This is a genomic window from Actinoplanes sp. NPDC051405, assembly GCF_055586185.1.
Map to the genome: position 1 here is coordinate 23,795 of NZ_JBVJIR010000011.1, position 19,155 is coordinate 42,949.

Genomic DNA, 19,155 nt, shown 5'->3' on the forward strand with positions numbered 1-19,155 from the left:
GAGGGGGCAGGGGAGTGCACGAGCGACGCGGGACCCCCCCCCCCCCCCCCAACCACCCCCCCCCCCCCCCCCCCCCCCCCCCCCCCCCCCCCCCCCCCCCCCCCGCTTTCGCGTCCGGGCCACACTTCTTTCCGGTACGGCTTCCCGGTGCGGGTAGACAGTGGATCGAACATGTGTTCGAATCTTCGCCATGCGATGGTCACACCTGTCGGCCCCGGCCGGCGACGACTCGCTCCCGGACAGGGCAGCGCCGGCGGCTCCACCCCTGCCGCTGGCGCTGCCCGGCGCGACCGTCCGCACCTTCGACACGCCTGGGTTCGCCGGCATGACGTTCTACGAGATCCGGGCGAAGTCCCTGATCAACAGGGTGCCCGGCGCGTCCCGCGTGCCTTTCGAGTGGACGATCAATCCCTACCGGGGCTGCTCGCACGCCTGCTCCTACTGCCTGAGCGGCGACACCCCGATCCTGCTGGCCGACGGGTCGACCCGCCCGCTGTCGCAGGTGCGGGTCGGCGACGCGGTGCTGGGCACGATGGGCGCCGGCCCGCACCGGCGCTATGTGCCGACCACGGTGCTCGACCACTGGACCACCAGCAAGCCGGCCTTCCGGGTCACCCTGGCCGACGGCACCCGACTGGTGTCCAGTGGTGATCACCGCTTCCTCACCGACCGCGGCTGGCGGCACGTCAGCCCGGCCGAAGCCGGCCTTCCGGCCCTGGCGGTGGGTGACCGGCTGTCCGGCGTGGGCGGCTTCGCCGACGCGCCGAAGGAGTCCCCCGACTACCGCACCGGCTACCTCTGCGGCCTGGTCCGCGGTGACGCCGGGGCCCCGGCCGGCGCCCGGGAGAGCGACGCCTGGATCCGCGCGGACTCCTACCTCGAAGACATCCCGATGCACGTGGCGCTGCGCTGGCCGGAGCTCCCGTCCGGCAGCTGGTATCGCGGCTTCCTGGCCGGCGCGTTCGGCGCCACCGGCTGCACCGACCGGCTGGCCGTCGTCTTCACCAGCCGCGACCAGGGCTTCCTGGACCGGATCACGGACGCCCTGACCCACCTCGGCCTGCCCAGCCGCCGCCCGCCGCACCCGCAGCTCGGCGAGGTCTACTCCGTAGAGGTCGCCCGCGACCTGTGGGCCGCCCTGCGCTTCCGGCACCTGACCGGCGTGAGCGGGGCGCCGCTGGACGCGGCCGGGGTCGGGGTGCGCAGCGAGCCCCAGCTCACCGTGGCCGACATCGAGGACCTCGGTCTGACCCTGCCGCTCTACGACATCACCACCGGCACGGGCGACTTCATCGCCGACGGCGTGGTGAGCCACAACTGCTTCGCCCGCAACACCCACACGTACCTCGACCTGGACGCCGGCCACGACTTCGACTCCAAGGTGGTCGTCAAGGTCAACGCGGGTGAGCTGGTCCGCCGCGAGCTGGCCGCCCCACGCTGGTCCGGCGCGCCCATCGCCATGGGCACCAACGTGGATGTCTACCAGCGGGCCGAGGGCCGCTACCGCCTGATGCCGCCGATCCTGACGGCCCTGCGCGACTTCGCCAACCCGTTCTCGATCCTGACCAAGGGCACGCTGATCCTGCGCGACCTGGAGCTGCTGCGGCAGGCGGCCACGGTCACCGACGTCAGCCTGTCGATGTCGATCGGCTTCGTCGACGAGCGGATGTGGCGTGCCGTCGAGTCCGGCACCCCGAGCCCCCGCCGGCGCCTGGACGCGGTGGCCCGCCTGACCGACGCCGGCTTCTCGGTGGGAGTCCTGATGGCCCCGATCCTTCCCGGCCTGACCGACTCGGACGAGTCCATCGAGGAGACCGTCGCGGCCATCGCCGCCGCCGGCGCGGCCAGCGTCTCCCCACTGGTGCTGCACCTGCGGCCGGGCGCCCGCGAGTGGTACGCGGCGTGGCTCACCCGCGAGCACCCGGAGCTGGCGCCGCGCTATCGCGAGCTGTTCCGGGCCGGCTCGTACGCACCGCAGTCGTTCCAGAAGGAGATCGGCGCACGGGTGCGGATGGCGGCCCGGCGGCACGGACTGCACCGGGCGGCGATGGGCGAGGCTCGCACGGCCGGCGCGAACGGAGCACCGGCGGCGGCGTACGGGGAGACCGCCCCGGCCATCCGCGAGGCCGAGCCCCAGCAACTGACCCTGCTGTGACCCGGCCGCGCGTGGCTAGAGTCGAGGCATGAGGAGTGCACAGCAGATCCTGGCCGAGGCGAACGTCATTGCCGTGGTCGGGGCCTCTCGGGATCCGCACAAGCCGTCGCACACCGTGCCGTTGCAGATGCTCCGGTACGGGTGGCGCATCATTCCGGTCAACCCGTTCGTCGACGAGGTCTTCGGGATCCGCACCGTGCCCACGCTCGCTGACCTGGACGAGCCCGTCGATCTGGTCGACATCTTCCGGCCCGCCGCCGACGCGCTGGAGATCGTGCGGCAGGCCGTCGCCATCAAGGCTCCCGCTGTCTGGTTGCAGACCGGCATCGTCTCCGCCGAGGCCCGCCGGATCGCCACCGAGGCCGGGATGGACTACGTCGAGGACCGCTGCCTGGCCGTCGAACGGGCCGTCGGTCAGCTCACCAAGTTGTCCTGAGCCGATCCGGCAGGTCGGATACCCTGCGTCGGGTCCCCTCGACTACGCCCCGGCTAGTACCGTGCCGGGGTGAACGAGGAGGACCTCTGATGACTTACCCGCCGCCCGGTGGTACACCGGATCCATATCAGCCCCAGCAGCCCTACGGGCAGCAGCCGGGTTACGACCCCAGTTCGCCCTACTCGCAGGACCCCTATGCGGCTCCTGCCAGCGGCGCGCCGTCCAGCGGACAGCCGTACGGGCAGCAGCCGCCCTACGGTGCCCCGTCCAGCGGACAGCCCTACGGCCAGCCGCAGTACGGGCAGCAGCAGCCCGGCTACGGCCAGCCGTACGCGCAGCAGCCCTACACCCCGCAGGCGCCGACCAACACCATGGCCATCCTGGCTCTGGTCTTCGCCTTCGTGTTCGCGCCCGCCGCGATCGTCATGGGGCACGTCGCCAAGAAGCAGATCCGGCAGACCGGCGAGTCCGGTGAGGGCCTGGCCACCGCCGGCCTCTGGCTGGGTTACATCTTCACCAGCATCTACGTGCTGATCTGTGCCTTCTACATCGTCGTGGCGATCTTCGCGATCGGCTCGTCCGGCAGCACGACCTACTGACGTACGGCCCGCCCGGTGGACCAGCGTCCACCGGGCGTTCCGGCGCCTCAGCGGAACTCGGCCTCGCGGACGCTGTTGCCGCCGTCCACCACGAGCATCTGCCCGGTGATGTACGACGCCGCGGGCGAGCACAGGAAGGCGATCGCCGCCGCCACCTCGTCCGGGGTGCCCGGGCGCCCGATCGGGGTGCCGAGGCCCTGCTTGATCTCCGTGACGGTGGAGGCGGCCGTGTAGATCGTGCCCGGCGCCACGCAGTTGACGTTGATGCCGTCGGCCACCAGCTCCATCGCCAGCGCCCGGGTCAGCCCGACGACGCCCGACTTCGCCGCGGCGTAGGCGGCCTCGGTGGGCAGGGCGTTGATCGGGCCCGCGGTCGCCGCCAGGTTCACGATGCGGCCCCAGCCCTGCTCGGACATGCCGCCCACGAAGGCCCGGCTGCACAGGAACGCGGTGCTCAGGTTCCGGTCGATCTCGGCGCGCCACTCGTCGTACGTCAGCTGGGCGACCGGGCGCAGCACCTCGGGGCTGGTCCGGCTGGCCAGGCCCGCGTTGTTGACCAGCACCTCGACGTCGCCGAGCTGGTCGAGGACCGCGTCGGCGAGCGCACCGACCTCGGCCTCGTCGGTGAGATCGGCCACGAAACCGGTGACGCCCAGCTCGGACGCGCGCTCGTGGATCCGCCGGGTGGTCGACACGATCGCCACCCGGGCGCCGAGGTCCCGCAGCCGGCGCGCGGTCGCGTACCCGATGCCGTCCGGGCTGCCGGCGCCGGTGACCAGCGCGACCTTTCCGTCCAACCGCAGCGTCACGGGGCCCTCCTCCGGCTCGGTCACGGGATCGTCCTGGGCAGCACCGGACTCGGCGACCGGATCGGGCCCCAGGTCCTGCTCAGGCTCGGAACTGGGCGCGGCAGACCGGGGCCGGCGGCCGGCCGCCGGGCGGGTGGCGTCCCGCCTCGAGCGGCTGCCGCTGGCGGTACGGGCGTCGAAGACCATGCGGCGATCCTGCCCGCTCCCGCGAGCCGGGGCAAACATCGGACCACCGTGGCGTGCGGCGACCGCACACCGCGCACAACCAGGCACGCGGTGTGCGCGGCACCGTGACACGGCCGCCTATTCTGGCGGGCGCAGATGCAGCGCCGGACGGAGGCAGTCATGACCTATCCACCGCCGCCCGGACCGGACGGCACCTATCCGCCACCGCCGGATCCACCGATCCAGGCGTATCAACCGCCGCCGCCCAACCCGCAGCAGTACGGCTACGACTACCCGGCACCCCAGATCCAGGGGTACGGCGTCCCGCCCACGCCGGGTTACGACTACGGCAACTCCGGCAGCCCGTACTCCCAGCAGGGTTATCCGTACGCGCCGGCCCGGCCGACCGAGGGCCTGGCGATCGCCTCCCTGGTCGTGTCCTGCGCCGGGGTGGCGGGCCTGTGCCTCTGGTCGATCGGCGGGCTGCTCGGCATCATCGGTGCGATCCTCGGTCACGTGGCCCGGAGCCGGATCCGCGCCACGGGTGCGGGCGGTGCCGGCCTGGCGCTGGCCGGCATCATCGTCGGCTGGGTCGTCACCGCGATCGCGGTGCTGGGCATCGCCGTCTTCGTCATCTTCCTGGTCAGAGACTCCGGCAGCACCTACTGAGAGCTGCTGAGGGCTCAGCCGCCGGGCTGGGGTGCGGTCGGCACGCCCGGCTCGGCCAGCGGAACCACCGGGCCCTGCTCGACGAAGATCAGCGGCGCGGTCCGCCCGTAACGCCGCGGCATGGCATCGCGCGCCCGCTCGACGTCGCGCGTGCCGATCTCCACGCCCCGCCCGTCGTGGCGGGCCACGACGCTGGAGATGCGGACGCCGTTGGCCTGCCAGGCGTCGAGGTCGGCGACGATCCGGTCGTGCCAGCCGGTGAGCTCGGCCAGGCTGTGCGCCGCGTCGCGGACCACGATGCAGGTGTCCTGCGCGCTCTGCCGGATGAAGTCGTCGAAGGCGGCCGACGGCACCCGGTGCACGATCGCGCGCACCCGTTCCTGGTCGACCTCCAGCCCGGCGTAGCTGCCGGCGTGCTCGGCGCGGCCGCCCGCGTCGATGCGGGCCATCGCCGCGTCCAGTTCCGGAGGCGTCGCCGGCATGACCCGCCCGCCCATCGTCACGGTCGCCGGCCGGCGGGAGAACTCACAGCCGGCCGTGGTCCAGCCCCCGGTCAGGCCGGGCTCGGGGATCTCCGGCTCACCGCAGGAGCTGGTCACGAGCACCGCCCCGAGCAGCAGGCAGCAGAGCCGGTATCGACAGCGGCGCATCTCATCCCACCTCTCTACCGCGCGCGGCGGTAGTTCGCCAGGTTCAACGAGGCGAGCCGGGCGTCAGCGCGGGGTGGGATCCGCCACGTCGGCCAGCGACGCCGTGGTCCGCCGCCGTTCCCGGCTGCCGCCGAGCACCACGACGGCCACCCCGAGCATCAGCAGCGCCAGACCCGGCAGGGCCACCAGTCGCGGCGTCTGCCCCAGCCAGGCCCAGGCCAGCAGCGCCGCGCCGGGCACCTCGAGCAGGATCAGCACGCTGACCTTGGTGGCCGAGGTCCGTTCGAGCGCGTAGTTGAACATCGAGTGCCCGAGCAGCTGGGCCCCGACCACCAGAGCCAGGATCGCGGCCCAGGTGCGGCCGTCGTAGCCGTGCAGATCCACCCCGGCCACCAGGCAGACCACGAGCAGGATCGCCGCGCAGGTGCCGTAGCAGACCCAGGTGTACGTCGTGGTGCTCAGCCGGGACCGGGCCCGTTCCCCGAACGCCGTGTAGATCGCCGCGGCGATCGCGCCCAGCAGGGCCAGGACATCCGCGAGGACGGCCTGGGCCGACACGCCGATGTCGAGTCCGGTCGCCCAGACCGTTCCCGCGACGGCCAGGCCGATGCCCGTCCAGCCGGCCACCGAGGGGCGCCGGCCCTGCGCCATCGCGATCAGGCCCTGCCAGACCGGCTGGGTCGCGACCAGCGCCGTGGCCGTGGCCACGGAACCGAGCTGCACGCTGGGCATCCAGGTCGCGAAATGCAGCGCCAGCGCCACCCCGGCCAGGACTGCGAACAGCCCGGTGCGGCTGCGCAGCGTGGCCAGCTCCGCCCGGCGCGGGCCGGCTGTGATCGGTGTCAGCGCGGCGAAGGCCAGGCCGTTGCGCCAGAACGCCACGGCCAGCGCCGGAGCGGCCACGAAGGCGATCAGCGGGGCCGAGGTCGAGACGGCGAGCACCGCCACAGCCAGGGCCGCCCCGGTCAGCCACTGAGGCCGTTCGCGGGGTGACTGCATATTCATCCCTCGCCGTCGCTTCTTGCATATCTACACATCACAGTTTGTCGACCTAAGTTGAGCGGAAAGTGAGCCAGTCGTTACGCTCGCCGCCGATGCATTTCCGTCAATCCCTCAGGAGAGTGGTTTTCGATGCCCGCGTTCCAAGCGGTCGTGTTCGACTTTTTCGGCACGCTGACCCGTTCCGTGCGGCGGGGGCCCCAGCACGCCGACATCGCTCGAGCGCTGGGCTGTGATCCCGACGCGGTGCTGAGCGTCCTGGATCGTACGTTCCAGGTCCGGGCCCGCGGAGACCTCGGGTCGGCCGAGGCGACCCTGCGCTGGGTGACCGAGCAGGCCGGGGGCCGGCCGCGTACTGCCCAGCTGCAGGCCGCCGTGCCGGCCCGGGTCGACGCACTCAAGGCCGACACGCGGCTGCGGGCTGACGCGGAGAGCGTTCTCCGGGCCGTCAAGCAGCGTGGCCTGCGCACCGCGCTGATCAGCGACTGCACCCACGAACTGCCTGCCTTCCTGCCGAGCATGCCGATCGCCCCACTGCTCGACGTCAACGTCTTCTCCGTCGAGGTCGGCCGGTGCAAGCCGGACCCGCTGATCTACCTGGAGGCGTGCTGGCGGATGCGGGTGGCCCCCGAGGACTGCGTCTACATCGGTGACGGCGGCAGCCGCGAGCTCACCGGCGCCGCTGCCGTCGGCATGACCGCCGTCCGGCTGGCCGCCCCCGACCTGGCCGACCACCTGGTGTTCGACGCGGACGACGACTTCGCCGGCCCGAGCGTGCCGTCGCTGACCGCCGTGCTGGATCTGCTTGATCCCGTACCCGCGCTGACCTGATTGCATGCAGGATGCATCAGACCCTCGCCGACGCGGCCCGGCGCCGGCCGGGCCGCGTGCGAGGATGACCGGGTGACGACCGAGCTCGTGGCTGAGGCGATCAAGAAGGCCGGCATCGCCTGGATCAACGCACCCGGCGGCCCGCCCCTCGCCCTGTGGGTCATGCCGCTCGACGGCGCACTCACCCTGGTCTGTGGCCCCGGCGAGCAGGCCGCACCCGGCCTGGCCGAGGCGACCCGCGCCTCGGTGCGCCTGCGCGGCGACAACGGCGGCCTGATCGTGATCGTCGAAGCGCGGGTCGAGCGGCTCACCCCGGGCACCGAGGAGTGGACCGAGATCGCCCCGCAGCTGGCCGGCAAGCGCCTCAACGCGAGCGGCACCGCTGAGGAGCTGACCGCCCGCTGGGCCGAGACCGACTGCGCGGTCCTGCGCCTGACGCCGGTCGACGAGCCCGTTGCCGCCCCGCATCTGCCGACCGGCTCGCAGGCGGAGCCGCCGCGCGAGACCCCGGCCCGCATCAAGGTCCGCCGCCCGTTCCGCCTGCACCGCGTCCGCAAGCGCAAGCCGTAGGCGGACCGCCCGAAAAACCAAGATCAAGGTCTTGCTGTCCCAGGTGCGTCGGGGTTTCGGGCCGTCGCTCCCGCGGGCACCGGGCGGGCCCGGCCAATCGCCTGGCGGCTCATGAACGGCCGAGCCCACCCTGCCGGCTGCGTGCTCGCAAGACCCGAAGCTGTCAGCCCACGAACGGTGGCACCTTGATCTCGCCCTGGGCCACCGGGATCACGTGGCCGGAGACCGTGGCCAGCGTCGCCGCGCCGCCCGTCGCCGTCACCGTGCACTCCAGCAGGGACGGCCGGTGCATCTCGATGCCCTGATGCACCGTGTACGACGTCGTCCCCTCCTCCGGCAGCCAGCCCCGGGCCACCAGCCACACGCCCAGCCCCAGGGCCGCCGAGCCGGTCGCCGGGTCCTCGGGCACCGACACACCCGGGCAGAACACCCGCACGTACGCCGTCCGCACGGCCTGCTCCCAAGCGAAGACGCTGATGCCCGTCACGCCCAGCGCGCGGGCTCGCGCCGGGTCGGCCCACGCGCGGGCCAACGCTTCCCGGCGCACCGGCAGGAATACGAATTCCAGTCCGCAGCCGGCCGCCGCCGGTTCCGCTGCCGCCCCGGCGAAGTCATCCGCCGTCAGGCCCACCAGATCCAGCAGGTCCCGGGCCGGCAGCGGCGCGCCGAGCGTCGGCTTGCCGCCGGTCAGCGTCGCCACGTCCGAGCCCACCGTGATCGGCAGCATCCCGGCGCCGCACTCCTGCACCACCTGCCCGGGCTGGGCCAGGCCGCGCCGGACCGAGGTCACCGCGGCGCCGACACTCGGGTGGCCCGCGAACGGCAGCTCCGTCTCCGGAGTGAAGATCCGCGCCCGGTACGTCGCACCCGCCGTCGACGGCAGCACGAAGACTGTCTCCGAAAGGTTGAACTCCCGGGCGAGTGTCTGCATCTGGTCGCCGGCCAGCGCCTCGCCGCCGAAGACCACGGCCAGCGGGTTTCCGGCGAAGGGGCGGTCGGTGAACACGTCGACGATCTCGTACGCCACGGTAGACATGGTTCGACGCTAACTTAGGCTGGTGCGGTGACCATGGGGAGCAGGGTTTATCTGGCGCGGCTCGCGGCGCTGCCCGTTTTCGACCCCAACGGCGACCGGGTGGGCCGGGTGCGCGACGCCGTGCTGCGGTTACGCACCACCAACCGGCCGCCGCAGGTCGTCGGTCTCGTCGCCGAGATGGCCCTGCGCCGCCGGATCTTCCTGCCGATCGGCCGGGTGACCTCGATGGACGCCGAGGCCGTCGTGCTCAGCACCGGCATGCTCAACCTGCGCCGGTTCGAGAAGCGGCCCAACGAGCTGCTGGTGCTCGAGGAGGTGCTGGACCGGCGGGTCACGGTTGAGCCGGAGGATCGGCAGGGCCCGGGCACCACCGGCACGGTCGTGGACCTGGGCATGGAGCTCAACCGCAACAACGAGTGGCTGATCACCCGGGTGGCCGTCCGCCAGCACACCGGCCGGCTGGCCCGGCGCGGGCACACGTACCAGGTGGAGTACGACCGGATCCGCGGCCTGGTCGGGCCGACCGACACCCAGGGCACCTCCAATCTCGTCGCCCTGCTCGAACAGATGCGGCCCGCGGACATGGCGAACGCCCTGCAGGACCTCGCCGACGCGCGGCGCAACGAGGTCGCCGCGGCGCTGAGCGACCGGACGCTGGCCGACGTGCTCGAGGAGCTGCCGGAGCACGACCAGGTGGAGATCCTGATCCAGCTGGACCGGGAGCGCGCCGCCGACGTCCTGGAACGGATGGACCCGGACGACGCCGCCGACCTGCTCGCCGAGCTGCCCCAGGCCGAGCAGGCCGTACTGCTGGACCTGATGGAGCCGGAAGAGGCGGCGCCGGTCCGGCAGCTGATGAGCTACACCCCCGGCACCGCCGGCTCGGTGATGACCTCGGAGCCGGTGATCCTCACCCCGGACACCACGGTGGCCGAGGCGCTGGCCCGGATCCGCGAGCCGGAGCTGTCCCCGGTCGTCGCCGCCCAGGTCTTCGTGGCCCGGGCGCCCTCGGCGACCCCCAGCGGTAAGTACCTCGGCATGGTCCACTTCCAGCGGCTGCTGCGGGAGCCGCCCTCGTCGATCCTGGGTGGCCTCATCGAGACGGACATAGATCCGCTGACGCCCGAGACCAACCTCACCGAGATCACCCGGCGGATGGCGACCTACGACATGGTGGCGATGCCGGTGGTCGACAACGCGTACCGGCTGGTGGGGGCGGTGACCGTGGACGACGTGCTGGACCACTCGCTGCCCCGCGACTGGCGTGACCGCGACGCCCAGGACGCCAAGGACGAGGCCGACGCGCTGCTGCGCCAGGCCCACACGGAGACGGGCTCATGACCGAGCCCCGCCGGGACCGCCTCGACCAGCCGATCGAGCCGGGCCGGGTCCGCCTGCCCCGCTTCGACCCGGAGGCCTTCGGACGCTGGTCGGAGAGCATCGCCCGGTACATGGGCACGGCGAAGTTCATCGTCTACATGACGATCATCATCGGCGCCTGGTTCGCCTGGAACACCCTGGCGCCGAAGGACATGCGCTTCGACCCGTACACGTTCACGTTCCTGACCTTGATCCTGTCCCTGCAGGCGTCCTATGCCGCGCCGCTCATCCTGCTCGCGCAGAACCGCCAGGCCGACCGGGACCGCCTGACGATGGAGGAGGACCGCCGGCGCGCGGCCATGCAGAAGGCCGACACCGAGTATCTGGCCCGCGAGATCGCCTCGCTGCGGATCGCCGTCGGCGAGGTCGCGACCCGCGACTTCCTGCGCTCGGAGCTGGCCCGGCTCGCCGACGAACTCGACGAGGCGGCCCATCGACGGCAGAAGCTGGAACGCAAGGAGTGGGAAGAGGAACGCACCTGACAGCGACGTAGCATGGTCGTCATGTCCGCACCAGCCCCCACCATCGAGGACGCGATCCAGGCGGCCCTCGCCACCGTCGACGATCCCGAGATCCGCCGCCCGATCACCGAGCTCGGCATGGTCAAGGGCTTCACCGTCGCCGGGTCCGGTGTGAAGGTCGAGCTGCTGCTCACCGTCGCCGGTTGCCCGCTGCGCGACAAGCTCACCAACGACATCACCGCCGCGGTCACCGCGATCCCCGGGATCACCACCGTGGAGATCGACTTCGGCGTCATGACCGAGGAGCAGCGCAAGTCCCTGCAGGCCACGCTGCGCGGCGGCGGCGAGTCCGCCGAGCCGGTCATCCCGTTCGCCCAGCCGGGTTCCAAAACCCGGGTGTACGCGGTGGCCAGCGGCAAGGGCGGCGTGGGCAAGTCCAGCGTCACGGTCAACCTGGCCGCCGCCCTGGCCAAACGCGGGCTGTCGGTCGGTGTGGTCGACGCCGACATCTACGGCCACTCGGTGCCCCGCATGCTCGGCGTCGAGGGCCGGCCAACCCGGGTCGAGGACATGATCATGCCGCCGCAGTCGCACGGCGTGAAGGTCATCTCGATCGGCATGTTCACCTCGGGCAACGCCGCCGTGGTGTGGCGCGGGCCGATGCTGCACCGGGCCCTGCAGCAGTTCCTCGCCGACGTCTTCTGGGGCGACCTGGACGTGCTGCTGCTGGACCTGCCGCCGGGCACCGGTGACGTGGCCATCTCGCTGGCCCAGCTGCTGCCCAACGCCGAGATCCTGGTCGTGACCACGCCCCAGATGGCCGCGGCCGAGGTGGCCGAGCGGGCCGGGGCGATCGTCCAGCAGACCCACCAGCGGCTCGTCGGCGTGGTGGAGAACATGTCCTGGCTCGAGTTGCCCGACGGCACCCGCATGGAGGTCTTCGGCTCCGGTGGTGGGCAGACGGTGGCCGACTCGCTGACCAGGACGGTGGGCGCCTCGGTGCCGCTGCTGGGTCAGATCCCGCTGGACACCCGGGTCCGCGAGGCGGGCGACGCCGGCACGCCGGTGGTGCTGGCCGACCCGGACTCCCCGGCGGCCAAGGCGCTGGACGCGGTGGCCGACCGGCTCGCCATCCGGCGCGAGTCGCTGGTCGGCAAGCCGCTGGGCCTGCTGGTCAACGCCCGCAAGTAGGGCCTAGGTAGCGTCCAGATCGAATCTGCGCGGCGCCGGGGTGGACTTCTCCACCGCGGCGCCGTTGCTCTGCGCCTTCAGGTCGGCGGCGGAGGCGACCTCGTCGAGGTCCGCTTTCACGCCGTTCAGGTCGCTCTTGACGTCCTCGAAGAGGCCCTGCAGCGGCTTGCGGATGGCCTGCTCGTCGTCCTCGCTCAGCAGATGCTTGCGGATGAACGCCTTCGGGTGCAGGTCCTGCAGCTGGATGTCGGTGCCCAGCTCACGGCTCAGGTCGGTGGTGGCGTTCTGGGCCATCGCCCGCAGGCCGCGCAGCATCCGCAGGCCGTCGCCGATCACCTTGGGCAGGCGCTCACCGAAGATCAGTAGCGCGAGCATCAGCAGGGCGCCGATCTCCCACCAGTTGAGGTTCTCGAACACGCGCGGACCTCCCTCGTCGCGTACCTGAGCAAGAGTACGCACGCACTCTGTGCCCGCGCTGCCCGCCCATGAGGACGGTTCACTTCGCGTCGGCCGCCAGGGTCACGGAGGCCGTCTGGGTCTTGGTGCCGCGCCGGTATTCCACGGCGACGACCGATTCCGGGGCGTACTTGCGGACCAGCGCGATCAGGTCGGTGCCGTCCTCCAGCAGGTGACCGTTGATCTTGGTGATCACGTCGCCGGACTTCAGCCCGGCCGTGGCCGCCGGGCCGGTGGGCTGGACCGAGCGGAGCCGGGCCCCGGACGAGCCCGCGGAGCCGGACGTGCCACCGGTGGAGACCTCTGCGCCGATCACCGTGCGGCGGGCCTTGCCGTGGTCGATGATCTCGCGGGCGACCCGCATGGCCTGGTTGATCGGGATGGCGAAGGCCAGGCCGATGTTGCCGGCCTCGGTGTCGCTGCCGCCGACGGACCGGATCACCGAGTTCATGCCGACCACCCGGCCGGCCGCGTCGACCAGCGGGCCACCGGAGTTGCCCTGGTTGACCGCCGCGTCGGTCTGGATGGCGGCGTAGTAGCGGACCGTGCCGCCCGGATCGCCGGCCTGGATGGTGCGGTCCAGCGCGCTCACGATGCCGGAGGTGACGGTGTTGACCAGAGCCAGCGGCGAACCGAAAGCGAGCACTGGGTCACCCACGGCAATGGAGTCCGAGTCGCCAAGTGAGACAGCCGTCACACTCTTCTTTGCGACTTTGATCACTGCGATGTCCGATTCGGGGTCCCGCCCGACCACGGTCGCCGAGGCGGTGGAGCCGTCGCTGAAGGACACCGACATGGAGTCGTTCGCACCCTCGACCACGTGGTCGTTGGTCACCACATAGCCGTCCGGGGAGATCACGAAGCCCGAGCCGATCGCGCCGGTGACCCGGACGGTGACCACGCTGGGCAACACCTGCTTGGCCACGCCGGCCAGCGAATCGGGAGCCCGCTGGGCAGCCGAGGGGGCCGCCAGCGGCGTGCCGCCGAGCTGGGTGCCGCCGCCGACGCCGCTGCGGGTGGCGAACACGAAGCCCAGCGTGCCGCCGAGACCTCCGGCCAGCAACGCGGTGACCAGGCAGATGAGCAGGACCGGGGTGATCGACCGGCGCGGCGCGTCCGGGTCGACGACGGGCTCGGGCTGCGGGCCGGTGCTGACCGGGACGGTGGGCACGACCACCGCCGACGGTGCATACGGATCCCGCCACGGATCGGTCAATGCGTCGGACCACCACGGCGACCCGGCCGACGCTCCAGGCGTGGCGGACGGCGGCGGTTGAGGCTGGCGCCAGTTCCAGCCGTCGGTCACGTCGGTGCCTCCCCTGGTCGGTACCGGAGCGCCGGGCTCCGGCATCCAGGATGACACGGATCGGTGGAGATCATCCGGTCAGTGGGACCCCGGGCCCGGGCCCGCCGCTTTCCGCCGCCGAAGTCCCGGTGCGCGAAGGGTGAGCATCGCTCTACGCTCATACCCGATGTGCACCGGTTCCGGACCGCGCATCCTCTCTCCAGACGGAGGTCGTCATCATCACCGCAGCCCGATCGTTCGGCGCCCCGACCGCGCAGTCGGTGCAGTTCACCGAGGCCTACGCCGCCGAGGACATCGTCCTGCAGACCGCCCGCAACCTCGCCCACGAGGTCGGCCTGGCGGCCGTCTCCCCCGGCGCGGGGTCCGTGCTGAGCGTGCTCGCCGCGGCGGGCAGCGCCAAGGCGGTCGTCGAGATCGGCACCGGTACGGGCGTGAGCGGCGTCTGGCTGCTCCGCGGCATGCGCGCGGACGGCGTCCTGACCACGATCGACGTGGAGAACGAGCACCAGCGCATCGCCCGGAGGATCTTCCAGGAGGCGGGCTTCGCGGCGTCGCGGACCCGGATCATCACCGGCCGCGCGCTGGACGTGCTGCCCCGCCTCGCGGACGGCGTCTACGACCTGATCTTCGTGGACGCGGACGCCACCGAGTTCGGCGCCTGCGCCGACGCCGCCCTGCGACTGCTGCGCCGCGGCGGGATCCTGGTGGTCAACGGCGCACTGGCCGGCGGCCGGATCAGCGACCCCTCGGCCCGCGACGTGGACACGATCACGATCCGCGAGACGGTCAAGGCCGTCCGCGAGTCGGAGGAATGGATCCCGGCCCTGATCCCAGCCGGCGGCGGCCTGCTGACCGCCGTCAAGCGCTAGCTAACCACCGCAACAAGGTGCGGGCGCCCCAGCCGGTGGCGCCGCTGGTCAGGTCGCCGTCGTCCTCGCCGGCCCAGCTGGGTGCCGACATGTCGAGGTGGGCCCAGCGGTCCAGGTGGTCGCCCAGGAACTCGCTCAGGAAAAGCGCCGCCACCACCGAGCCCGCGCCGCGCGCCGGTGAGCTGTGCCGGTCGGCGATGTCGCTGTGCAGGTATTCCAGGTAGTCGCCGGGCAGCGGCAGGCGCCACATCGCCTCGCCCGCGGCGGCTCCGGCGGCCGCCAGCGCCGCGGCCAGCTCGTCGTTGTGGCTGTACAGGGCCGCGGTGCGCTTGCCCAGGGCGACCGCGTTCGCGCCGGTCAGGGTGGCCAGGTCGACCAGCACGTCCGGGTTCAGCTCGGCCACGGCGTACGCCAGGGCGTCGGCCAGGACCAGCCGGCCCTCGGCGTCGGAGTTGGTGCTCTCGGAGGTCGTGCCGTCGTACTGGGTGATGACGTCGCCCGGCCGGTAGGCCGAGCCGCTGATCGCGTTTTCCGCCAGCGGCGCGAGCGCGGTGACGCGTACGGGAAGGTGCAGATCGGCGGCACCCAGGGTGGCCGCGACGACGGCCGCGGCCCCGCTCATGTCCTTTTTCATCAGTTTCATGGCGTCGCGGCTCTTGATCGAGATGCCGCCGGTGTCGAAGGTGATTCCCTTGCCCACGAGGACCACATGTCGGGACGCGGTGGCCGGCTGCCAGCTCATCTCCAGCAGCCGGGGCGGGCTCGCGGAGCCGGCGCCGACGGCCAGGATGCCGCCGAAGCCCTCCGCGGCGAGCTGCTCCGGCTCGCGGACCGTCACCGTCAGGCCCGGGCGTGTCGCCGCCTCGGCGACGATCTGCGCGGCGAACCAGGCGGGGTTCTTCACCGAGGCCGGCATGTTGGCCAGGTCGCGGGCGAGCCAGGTCGCGGCGGCGGTCACCCGGGCCGTCTCGAGGCTCTGGGCGTAGCTGCCGGGGTCGTCGACCCGGATGGTGATCTCGATGCTCCGGGGCCCGGTGGGGGCGTCCCGGAAGCGGTAGGAGCCGAACCAGAGGCCCTCGGCCAGCCCGCGCAGCGACTCGGCGGGGACGCCGGGCCCCGGCTCGATCTGCACCTGCTCCCCGGGGCGTACGGCTCGGGCGATCGCGGCGCCGGCGGCACGCCAGCCGGCCTCGTCACCGGGTCCGACCCCGGCCAGCAGGACTCTCGCGGGTCGCCGCGTCGGGCGCGGCAGCATCTGCACCGCGCCGGGTCGCCCGGGATCATCCGCGCTGCTCAGCAGGGCGACGACCTCGGCTTCCAGCTCGGTGCCCACGGTGTCGGCACCCGTCGGCCGGCCGTCGGCGCCGACCGCGAGCACTCGGGTGGAATCGTCGGCGGGTCCGGGCGTCAGCCTGATCGCGAACACTGGAGGATGACCTTTCCGCAAGACGTGGAAAGCCCGCCGGTACGGCAGGTACCGTACCGGCGGGCCACGTGAAACGTCAGCCGGCGATCGCCTTCAACGCGTCACCAAGCGCGTTGGCCTCGTCCGGAGTCATCTCAACGACGAGACGGCCACCACCCTCCAGCGGGACGCGCATGACGATCCCGCGCCCTTCCTTGGTGACCTCCAGCGGACCATCGCCCGTCCGCGGCTTCATCGCCGCCATCTTGTCTCCCCTCAGACCTACATCAGGGTCGCGGTGGGTTACCCCACAGCCACTTCGTCAACGCGCCGTGCTCAGCCCCACGGTGCGCCGTACCTCGTATCCGACCGGCGGAGTCGCCCCCGCTGGACCGACCCGAGACCGCAGCGCTGCGAGCCCCGCCCGACGTCACGCGACGTGGCCCACCGTGCCGATCAAACATTTTCCCTGATGAACACCGGCGAACCCAAACCCAGCCCGGGCTGATGTGACAGCGTCTAGCATATCGCCTTTCGGGCTGTCACAATGTGCGGTCATGCAGGCGCGGTCGGCACTCTTCGACCTCTACGGCGACTATCTGCGCCCGAGAGGCGGCCGCGCGCCGGTCGCCGCCCTCGTCAAACTGCTCGCTCCGGTCGGCATCGCCCCGCCCGCGGTCCGCACCGCGGTCTCCCGGATGGTGCGTCAGGGCTGGTTGCACCCTATGCGACTGGTTTCCGGCCCGGGCTATCTACTCACCCCGAAAGCCGCGCGCCGACTCGACGAGGCGGCGGCCCGGATCTACCGGACCGGCCGCAACGGCTGGGACGGACGCTTCGATCTCGTCCTCACGCATGCCCCGGTCCCGCGCCGCGAAGCAAAACGACTGACTTTTCTGGGGTACGGCATGTTGGGCGAGTTGGCCTGGGTCGCCCCACGCGCCACCGACGAGGTGGACACGGTCCTGGCCGATGCCGGCGTCGGGTACGAGCGGTTCAGCGCCAGCCACGCGGCCGGCTCACCGGGAGCGGCCGAGGTGGTCGGACGCGCCTGGGACCTCACCGAGATCGGCCGGGCGTACGAGGACTTCATCGCCACCCAGCGCCCGATCGTCACGGCGGTCAACGCCCGCAGTTCCGACGAGGAGGCGTACGCGGCCCGCTTCCAGCTCGTGCACGCCTGGCGCTCGTTCCTGTTCCGCGACCCGCAGCTGCCCCCCGCCCTGCTGCCCGCCCGCTGGCCCGGCGCCAGCGCGGCGACGTTCTTCGACCGGCACGCCGCCCGGTTGCGGCCGGCCGCCGACCGCTACGTGGAGAGGTGCCTGGCGTCAGTGTCACGCGGCGGACGTGTGGGATTCTCAGAACCATGACCGCCATCCAACCGCCCCACCCGCCGCCCATGAGCGGACTGAAGACCGATTCCTTGCTTGTCGACCGCACCGATGCTGTCGTCACCCTCACTCTGAACCGGCCCGACGCCATGAACGCCCTCGACGTGGACCTCAAGGAGGCCCTGCGGGACACGCTGGCGTCGATCGAGACCGACCGGTCCATCCGGGCGGTCGTGCTGGCCGGGGCGGGCAAGGCCTTTTGTGTGGGCCAGGACCTCCGCGAGCACGCCCGCGACCTGGACAAGGGCGCCACCGAGCTGGACACCGTGCGGCAGCACTACAACCCGATCGCGCAGCGGCTGGCCAGCCTGCCCAAGCCGGTGGTCGCGGCGGTCGGGGGCACGGCGGCCGGGGCCGGCGCGTCGCTGGCGCTGCTGGCCGACTTCCGCATCGGCGGCCCGCGCACCACCTTCCTGATGGCCTTCGCCAACGTCGGCCTGGCCGGCGACACCGGGGTGAGCTGGTCGCTGCCGCACATCGTGGGCCGGGCCCGGGCGCTGGAGCTGCTGCTGCTGGCCCAGCCGGTACGCGCCCAGGAGAGCTTCGACTACGGCCTGCTCACCCAGCTCGTCACCGACGACGAGCAGGTGCTGCCGACCGCGCAGGAGCTGGCCGCCCGGCTCGCCGCCGGCCCCACGGTGGCGTACGCGGCCATCAAGCGCGAGCTCTCCATCGGTACGGCCGGCTCGCTCTCCGACGCCCTGGCCGCCGAGGCCCAGGCGCAGGCGATCTGCGGGCGTACGGCCGACCACCAGGCGGCGGTGACGTCGTTCGTGGCGAAGGAGAAGCCGGTCTTCGAGGGCCGGTGATTCTTCGGCGAGGTACCGCCGACGGTATGAGTCTTTCGGGATACCCGCATCAATGCAGCTAAATGTTTGACTTCCCCCATCGAGATGAGGTGCAGCCGCAGGGCGCATCTCGGGCTGGGGAGGTCTGGATGGCAAGGTGGCGCAGGATCCTGAGCGGGGCGGCAGCCGCTCTGACAGTGGCCGCGATGGGCAGCCTGATGCAGTCGTCGCCCGCGGCGGCCGCCCCCGACGGCCCGGACATGGTCGTCGGCGGCACCACGGCCACGCAGGGTGAGTTCCCGTTCATGGTCCGGCTGTCGATGGGCTGCGGCGGCGCGCTCTACAGCCCGACCCTGGTGCTGACGGCCGCCCACTGCGTGAGCGGCACCGGCACGAACACGTCGATCACCGCGACGATCGGCGTCGTCGACCTCCAGTCGACGAGCAAGGTCACCCGCAAGTCGAACTACGTCTACCGGGCCCCCGGCTACAACGGCAACGGCAAGGACTGGGCGCTGATCCGCCTGGCCAGCCCGGTGACCGGCTTCGCGACCCTGCCGATCGCCAAGACCACCGCGTACGACTCGGGCACGTTCACGATCGCCGGCTGGGGTGCGGCGACCGAGGGCGGCGGCCAGCAGCGCTACATGCGCAAGGCGACCGTGCCGTTCGTCAGCGACGCCACCTGCAACTCCAGCACGATGTACAACGGCCAGATCATCGCCAGCAACGAGATCTGCGCGGGCTACGCCGCCGGCGGCGTGGACACCTGCCAGGGCGACTCGGGCGGCCCGATGTTCCGCCGCGACTCGGCCAACGCCTGGATCCAGGTCGGCATCGTCAGCTGGGGCGACGGCTGCGCCCGGCGCAACAAGCCCGGCGTCTACACCCAGGTGAGCTACTTCGCCGCGACGATCGCCTCGGCGGCCTCCAGCCTCGGCGGCTGATCTCCGGGACAGACACGCGAACGGGCCCGGAGCTTGCCGCTC

At 72.1% G+C, this 19,155-nt stretch carries 21 protein-coding genes; 13 read left to right on the forward strand and 8 right to left on the reverse strand.

Annotation, left to right across the window (positions count from 1 at the left end):
• Positions 1-190: 190 nt before the first annotated feature.
• The 3 genes from ACZ6S4_RS23390 (at position 191) to ACZ6S4_RS23400 (ending at position 3,190) form a co-directional block, all read left to right on the forward strand.
• Positions 191-2,155, forward strand: a complete 1,965-nt coding sequence (locus ACZ6S4_RS23390) for an intein-containing Rv2578c family radical SAM protein (protein ID WP_465476951.1) — start codon at positions 191-193, stop codon at positions 2,153-2,155.
• Positions 2,156-2,183: 28 nt separating this feature from the next.
• Positions 2,184-2,591 carry a CoA-binding protein gene (locus ACZ6S4_RS23395; RefSeq protein ID WP_465476952.1) on the forward strand — a complete coding sequence of 136 codons (408 nt, stop codon included), beginning with the start codon at positions 2,184-2,186 and terminating at the stop codon, positions 2,589-2,591.
• 89 nt (positions 2,592-2,680) lie between these two features.
• On the forward strand, positions 2,681-3,190 hold the full coding sequence (locus tag ACZ6S4_RS23400) for a DUF4190 domain-containing protein (protein ID WP_465476953.1): 510 nt from the start codon (positions 2,681-2,683) through the stop codon (positions 3,188-3,190).
• 47 nt (positions 3,191-3,237) lie between these two features.
• On the opposite strand, the gene ACZ6S4_RS23405 is transcribed toward ACZ6S4_RS23400, so the two are convergent.
• Positions 3,238-4,185 carry an SDR family NAD(P)-dependent oxidoreductase gene (locus ACZ6S4_RS23405; RefSeq protein ID WP_465476954.1) on the reverse strand — a complete coding sequence of 316 codons (948 nt, stop codon included), beginning with the start codon at positions 4,183-4,185 and terminating at the stop codon, positions 3,238-3,240.
• A 159-nt stretch (positions 4,186-4,344) separates the two neighbouring features.
• Between ACZ6S4_RS23405 and ACZ6S4_RS23410 the strand changes: the two genes are divergently transcribed.
• On the forward strand, positions 4,345-4,833 hold the full coding sequence (locus ACZ6S4_RS23410) for a DUF4190 domain-containing protein (protein WP_465476955.1): 489 nt from the start codon (positions 4,345-4,347) through the stop codon (positions 4,831-4,833).
• A gap of 14 nt (positions 4,834-4,847) precedes the next feature.
• Here the strand turns inward: ACZ6S4_RS23410 and ACZ6S4_RS23415 are convergent, their stop codons facing one another.
• Entirely contained in the window at positions 4,848-5,483 is a 636-nt protein-coding gene (locus ACZ6S4_RS23415; protein ID WP_465476956.1) for a hypothetical protein, read from the reverse strand.
• Positions 5,484-5,546: 63 nt separating this feature from the next.
• Positions 5,547-6,488 carry a DMT family transporter gene (locus tag ACZ6S4_RS23420; RefSeq protein ID WP_465476957.1) on the reverse strand — a complete coding sequence of 314 codons (942 nt, stop codon included), beginning with the start codon at positions 6,486-6,488 and terminating at the stop codon, positions 5,547-5,549.
• 126 nt (positions 6,489-6,614) lie between these two features.
• Here ACZ6S4_RS23420 and ACZ6S4_RS23425 point away from each other — a divergent pair, with 126 nt between their 5' ends.
• Both ACZ6S4_RS23425 and ACZ6S4_RS23430 read left to right on the forward strand, forming a co-directional pair.
• On the forward strand, positions 6,615-7,313 hold the full coding sequence (locus ACZ6S4_RS23425) for an HAD family hydrolase (RefSeq protein WP_465476958.1): 699 nt from the start codon (positions 6,615-6,617) through the stop codon (positions 7,311-7,313).
• A gap of 72 nt (positions 7,314-7,385) precedes the next feature.
• Positions 7,386-7,883 (forward strand): hypothetical protein, encoded by a 498-nt coding sequence (locus tag ACZ6S4_RS23430; RefSeq protein ID WP_465476959.1) that lies wholly within the window; start codon positions 7,386-7,388, stop codon positions 7,881-7,883.
• 163 nt (positions 7,884-8,046) lie between these two features.
• Here ACZ6S4_RS23430 and ACZ6S4_RS23435 read toward each other — a convergent pair whose 3' ends face one another.
• Entirely contained in the window at positions 8,047-8,919 is an 873-nt protein-coding gene (locus ACZ6S4_RS23435) for a PhzF family phenazine biosynthesis protein (protein ID WP_465476960.1), read from the reverse strand.
• Between the two features lie 33 nt (positions 8,920-8,952).
• Between ACZ6S4_RS23435 and ACZ6S4_RS23440 the strand changes: the two genes are divergently transcribed.
• The 3 genes from ACZ6S4_RS23440 to ACZ6S4_RS23450 are packed head-to-tail and all read left to right on the forward strand — an operon-like array spanning position 8,953 to position 11,951.
• Positions 8,953-10,260 (forward strand): magnesium transporter MgtE N-terminal domain-containing protein, encoded by a 1,308-nt coding sequence (locus ACZ6S4_RS23440; RefSeq protein ID WP_465477177.1) that lies wholly within the window; start codon positions 8,953-8,955, stop codon positions 10,258-10,260.
• On the forward strand, positions 10,257-10,781 hold the full coding sequence (locus tag ACZ6S4_RS23445) for a DUF1003 domain-containing protein (protein WP_360822910.1): 525 nt from the start codon (positions 10,257-10,259) through the stop codon (positions 10,779-10,781). Before ACZ6S4_RS23440 ends, ACZ6S4_RS23445 begins: the two co-directional genes overlap by 4 nt.
• Positions 10,782-10,802: 21 nt before the next feature.
• Complete coding sequence (locus ACZ6S4_RS23450; RefSeq protein WP_465476961.1) at positions 10,803-11,951, forward strand: Mrp/NBP35 family ATP-binding protein; 1,149 nt, start codon at positions 10,803-10,805, stop codon at positions 11,949-11,951.
• A gap of 3 nt (positions 11,952-11,954) precedes the next feature.
• Here ACZ6S4_RS23450 and ACZ6S4_RS23455 read toward each other — a convergent pair whose 3' ends face one another.
• Both ACZ6S4_RS23455 and ACZ6S4_RS23460 read right to left on the reverse strand, forming a co-directional pair.
• Positions 11,955-12,368 (reverse strand): twin-arginine translocase TatA/TatE family subunit, encoded by a 414-nt coding sequence (locus tag ACZ6S4_RS23455; protein ID WP_465476962.1) that lies wholly within the window; start codon positions 12,366-12,368, stop codon positions 11,955-11,957.
• A 79-nt stretch (positions 12,369-12,447) separates the two neighbouring features.
• Complete coding sequence (locus ACZ6S4_RS23460) at positions 12,448-13,713, reverse strand: S1C family serine protease (RefSeq protein WP_465476963.1); 1,266 nt, start codon at positions 13,711-13,713, stop codon at positions 12,448-12,450.
• 260 nt (positions 13,714-13,973) lie between these two features.
• Here ACZ6S4_RS23460 and ACZ6S4_RS23465 point away from each other — a divergent pair, with 260 nt between their 5' ends.
• The gene (locus ACZ6S4_RS23465; RefSeq protein WP_360822922.1) at positions 13,974-14,582 is read left to right on the forward strand and encodes an O-methyltransferase; all 609 of its coding nucleotides are present in this window, start codon (positions 13,974-13,976) and stop codon (positions 14,580-14,582) included.
• Here ACZ6S4_RS23465 and ACZ6S4_RS23470 read toward each other — a convergent pair.
• Entirely contained in the window at positions 14,572-16,008 is a 1,437-nt protein-coding gene (locus ACZ6S4_RS23470; protein ID WP_465476964.1) for a leucyl aminopeptidase family protein, read from the reverse strand. The two genes, ACZ6S4_RS23465 and ACZ6S4_RS23470, sit on opposite strands and share 11 nt — an antisense overlap.
• A gap of 76 nt (positions 16,009-16,084) precedes the next feature.
• On the reverse strand, positions 16,085-16,252 hold the full coding sequence (locus tag ACZ6S4_RS23475) for a DUF3117 domain-containing protein (protein ID WP_015625691.1): 168 nt from the start codon (positions 16,250-16,252) through the stop codon (positions 16,085-16,087).
• A 292-nt stretch (positions 16,253-16,544) separates the two neighbouring features.
• Here ACZ6S4_RS23475 and ACZ6S4_RS23480 point away from each other — a divergent pair, with 292 nt between their 5' ends.
• From ACZ6S4_RS23480 to ACZ6S4_RS23490, 3 genes are all read left to right on the forward strand, one after another.
• The gene (locus ACZ6S4_RS23480) at positions 16,545-17,357 is read left to right on the forward strand and encodes a PaaX family transcriptional regulator (RefSeq protein WP_465476965.1); all 813 of its coding nucleotides are present in this window, start codon (positions 16,545-16,547) and stop codon (positions 17,355-17,357) included.
• A gap of 29 nt (positions 17,358-17,386) precedes the next feature.
• Positions 17,387-18,187, forward strand: coding sequence for an enoyl-CoA hydratase-related protein (locus tag ACZ6S4_RS23485; protein WP_465476966.1), 801 nt, complete (start codon positions 17,387-17,389; stop codon positions 18,185-18,187).
• 128 nt (positions 18,188-18,315) lie between these two features.
• A complete protein-coding gene (locus tag ACZ6S4_RS23490) occupies positions 18,316-19,113 on the forward strand; it encodes a S1 family peptidase (RefSeq protein ID WP_465476967.1) in 798 nt (265 codons plus the stop codon).
• The last annotated feature ends 42 nt before the right edge of the window (positions 19,114-19,155 follow it).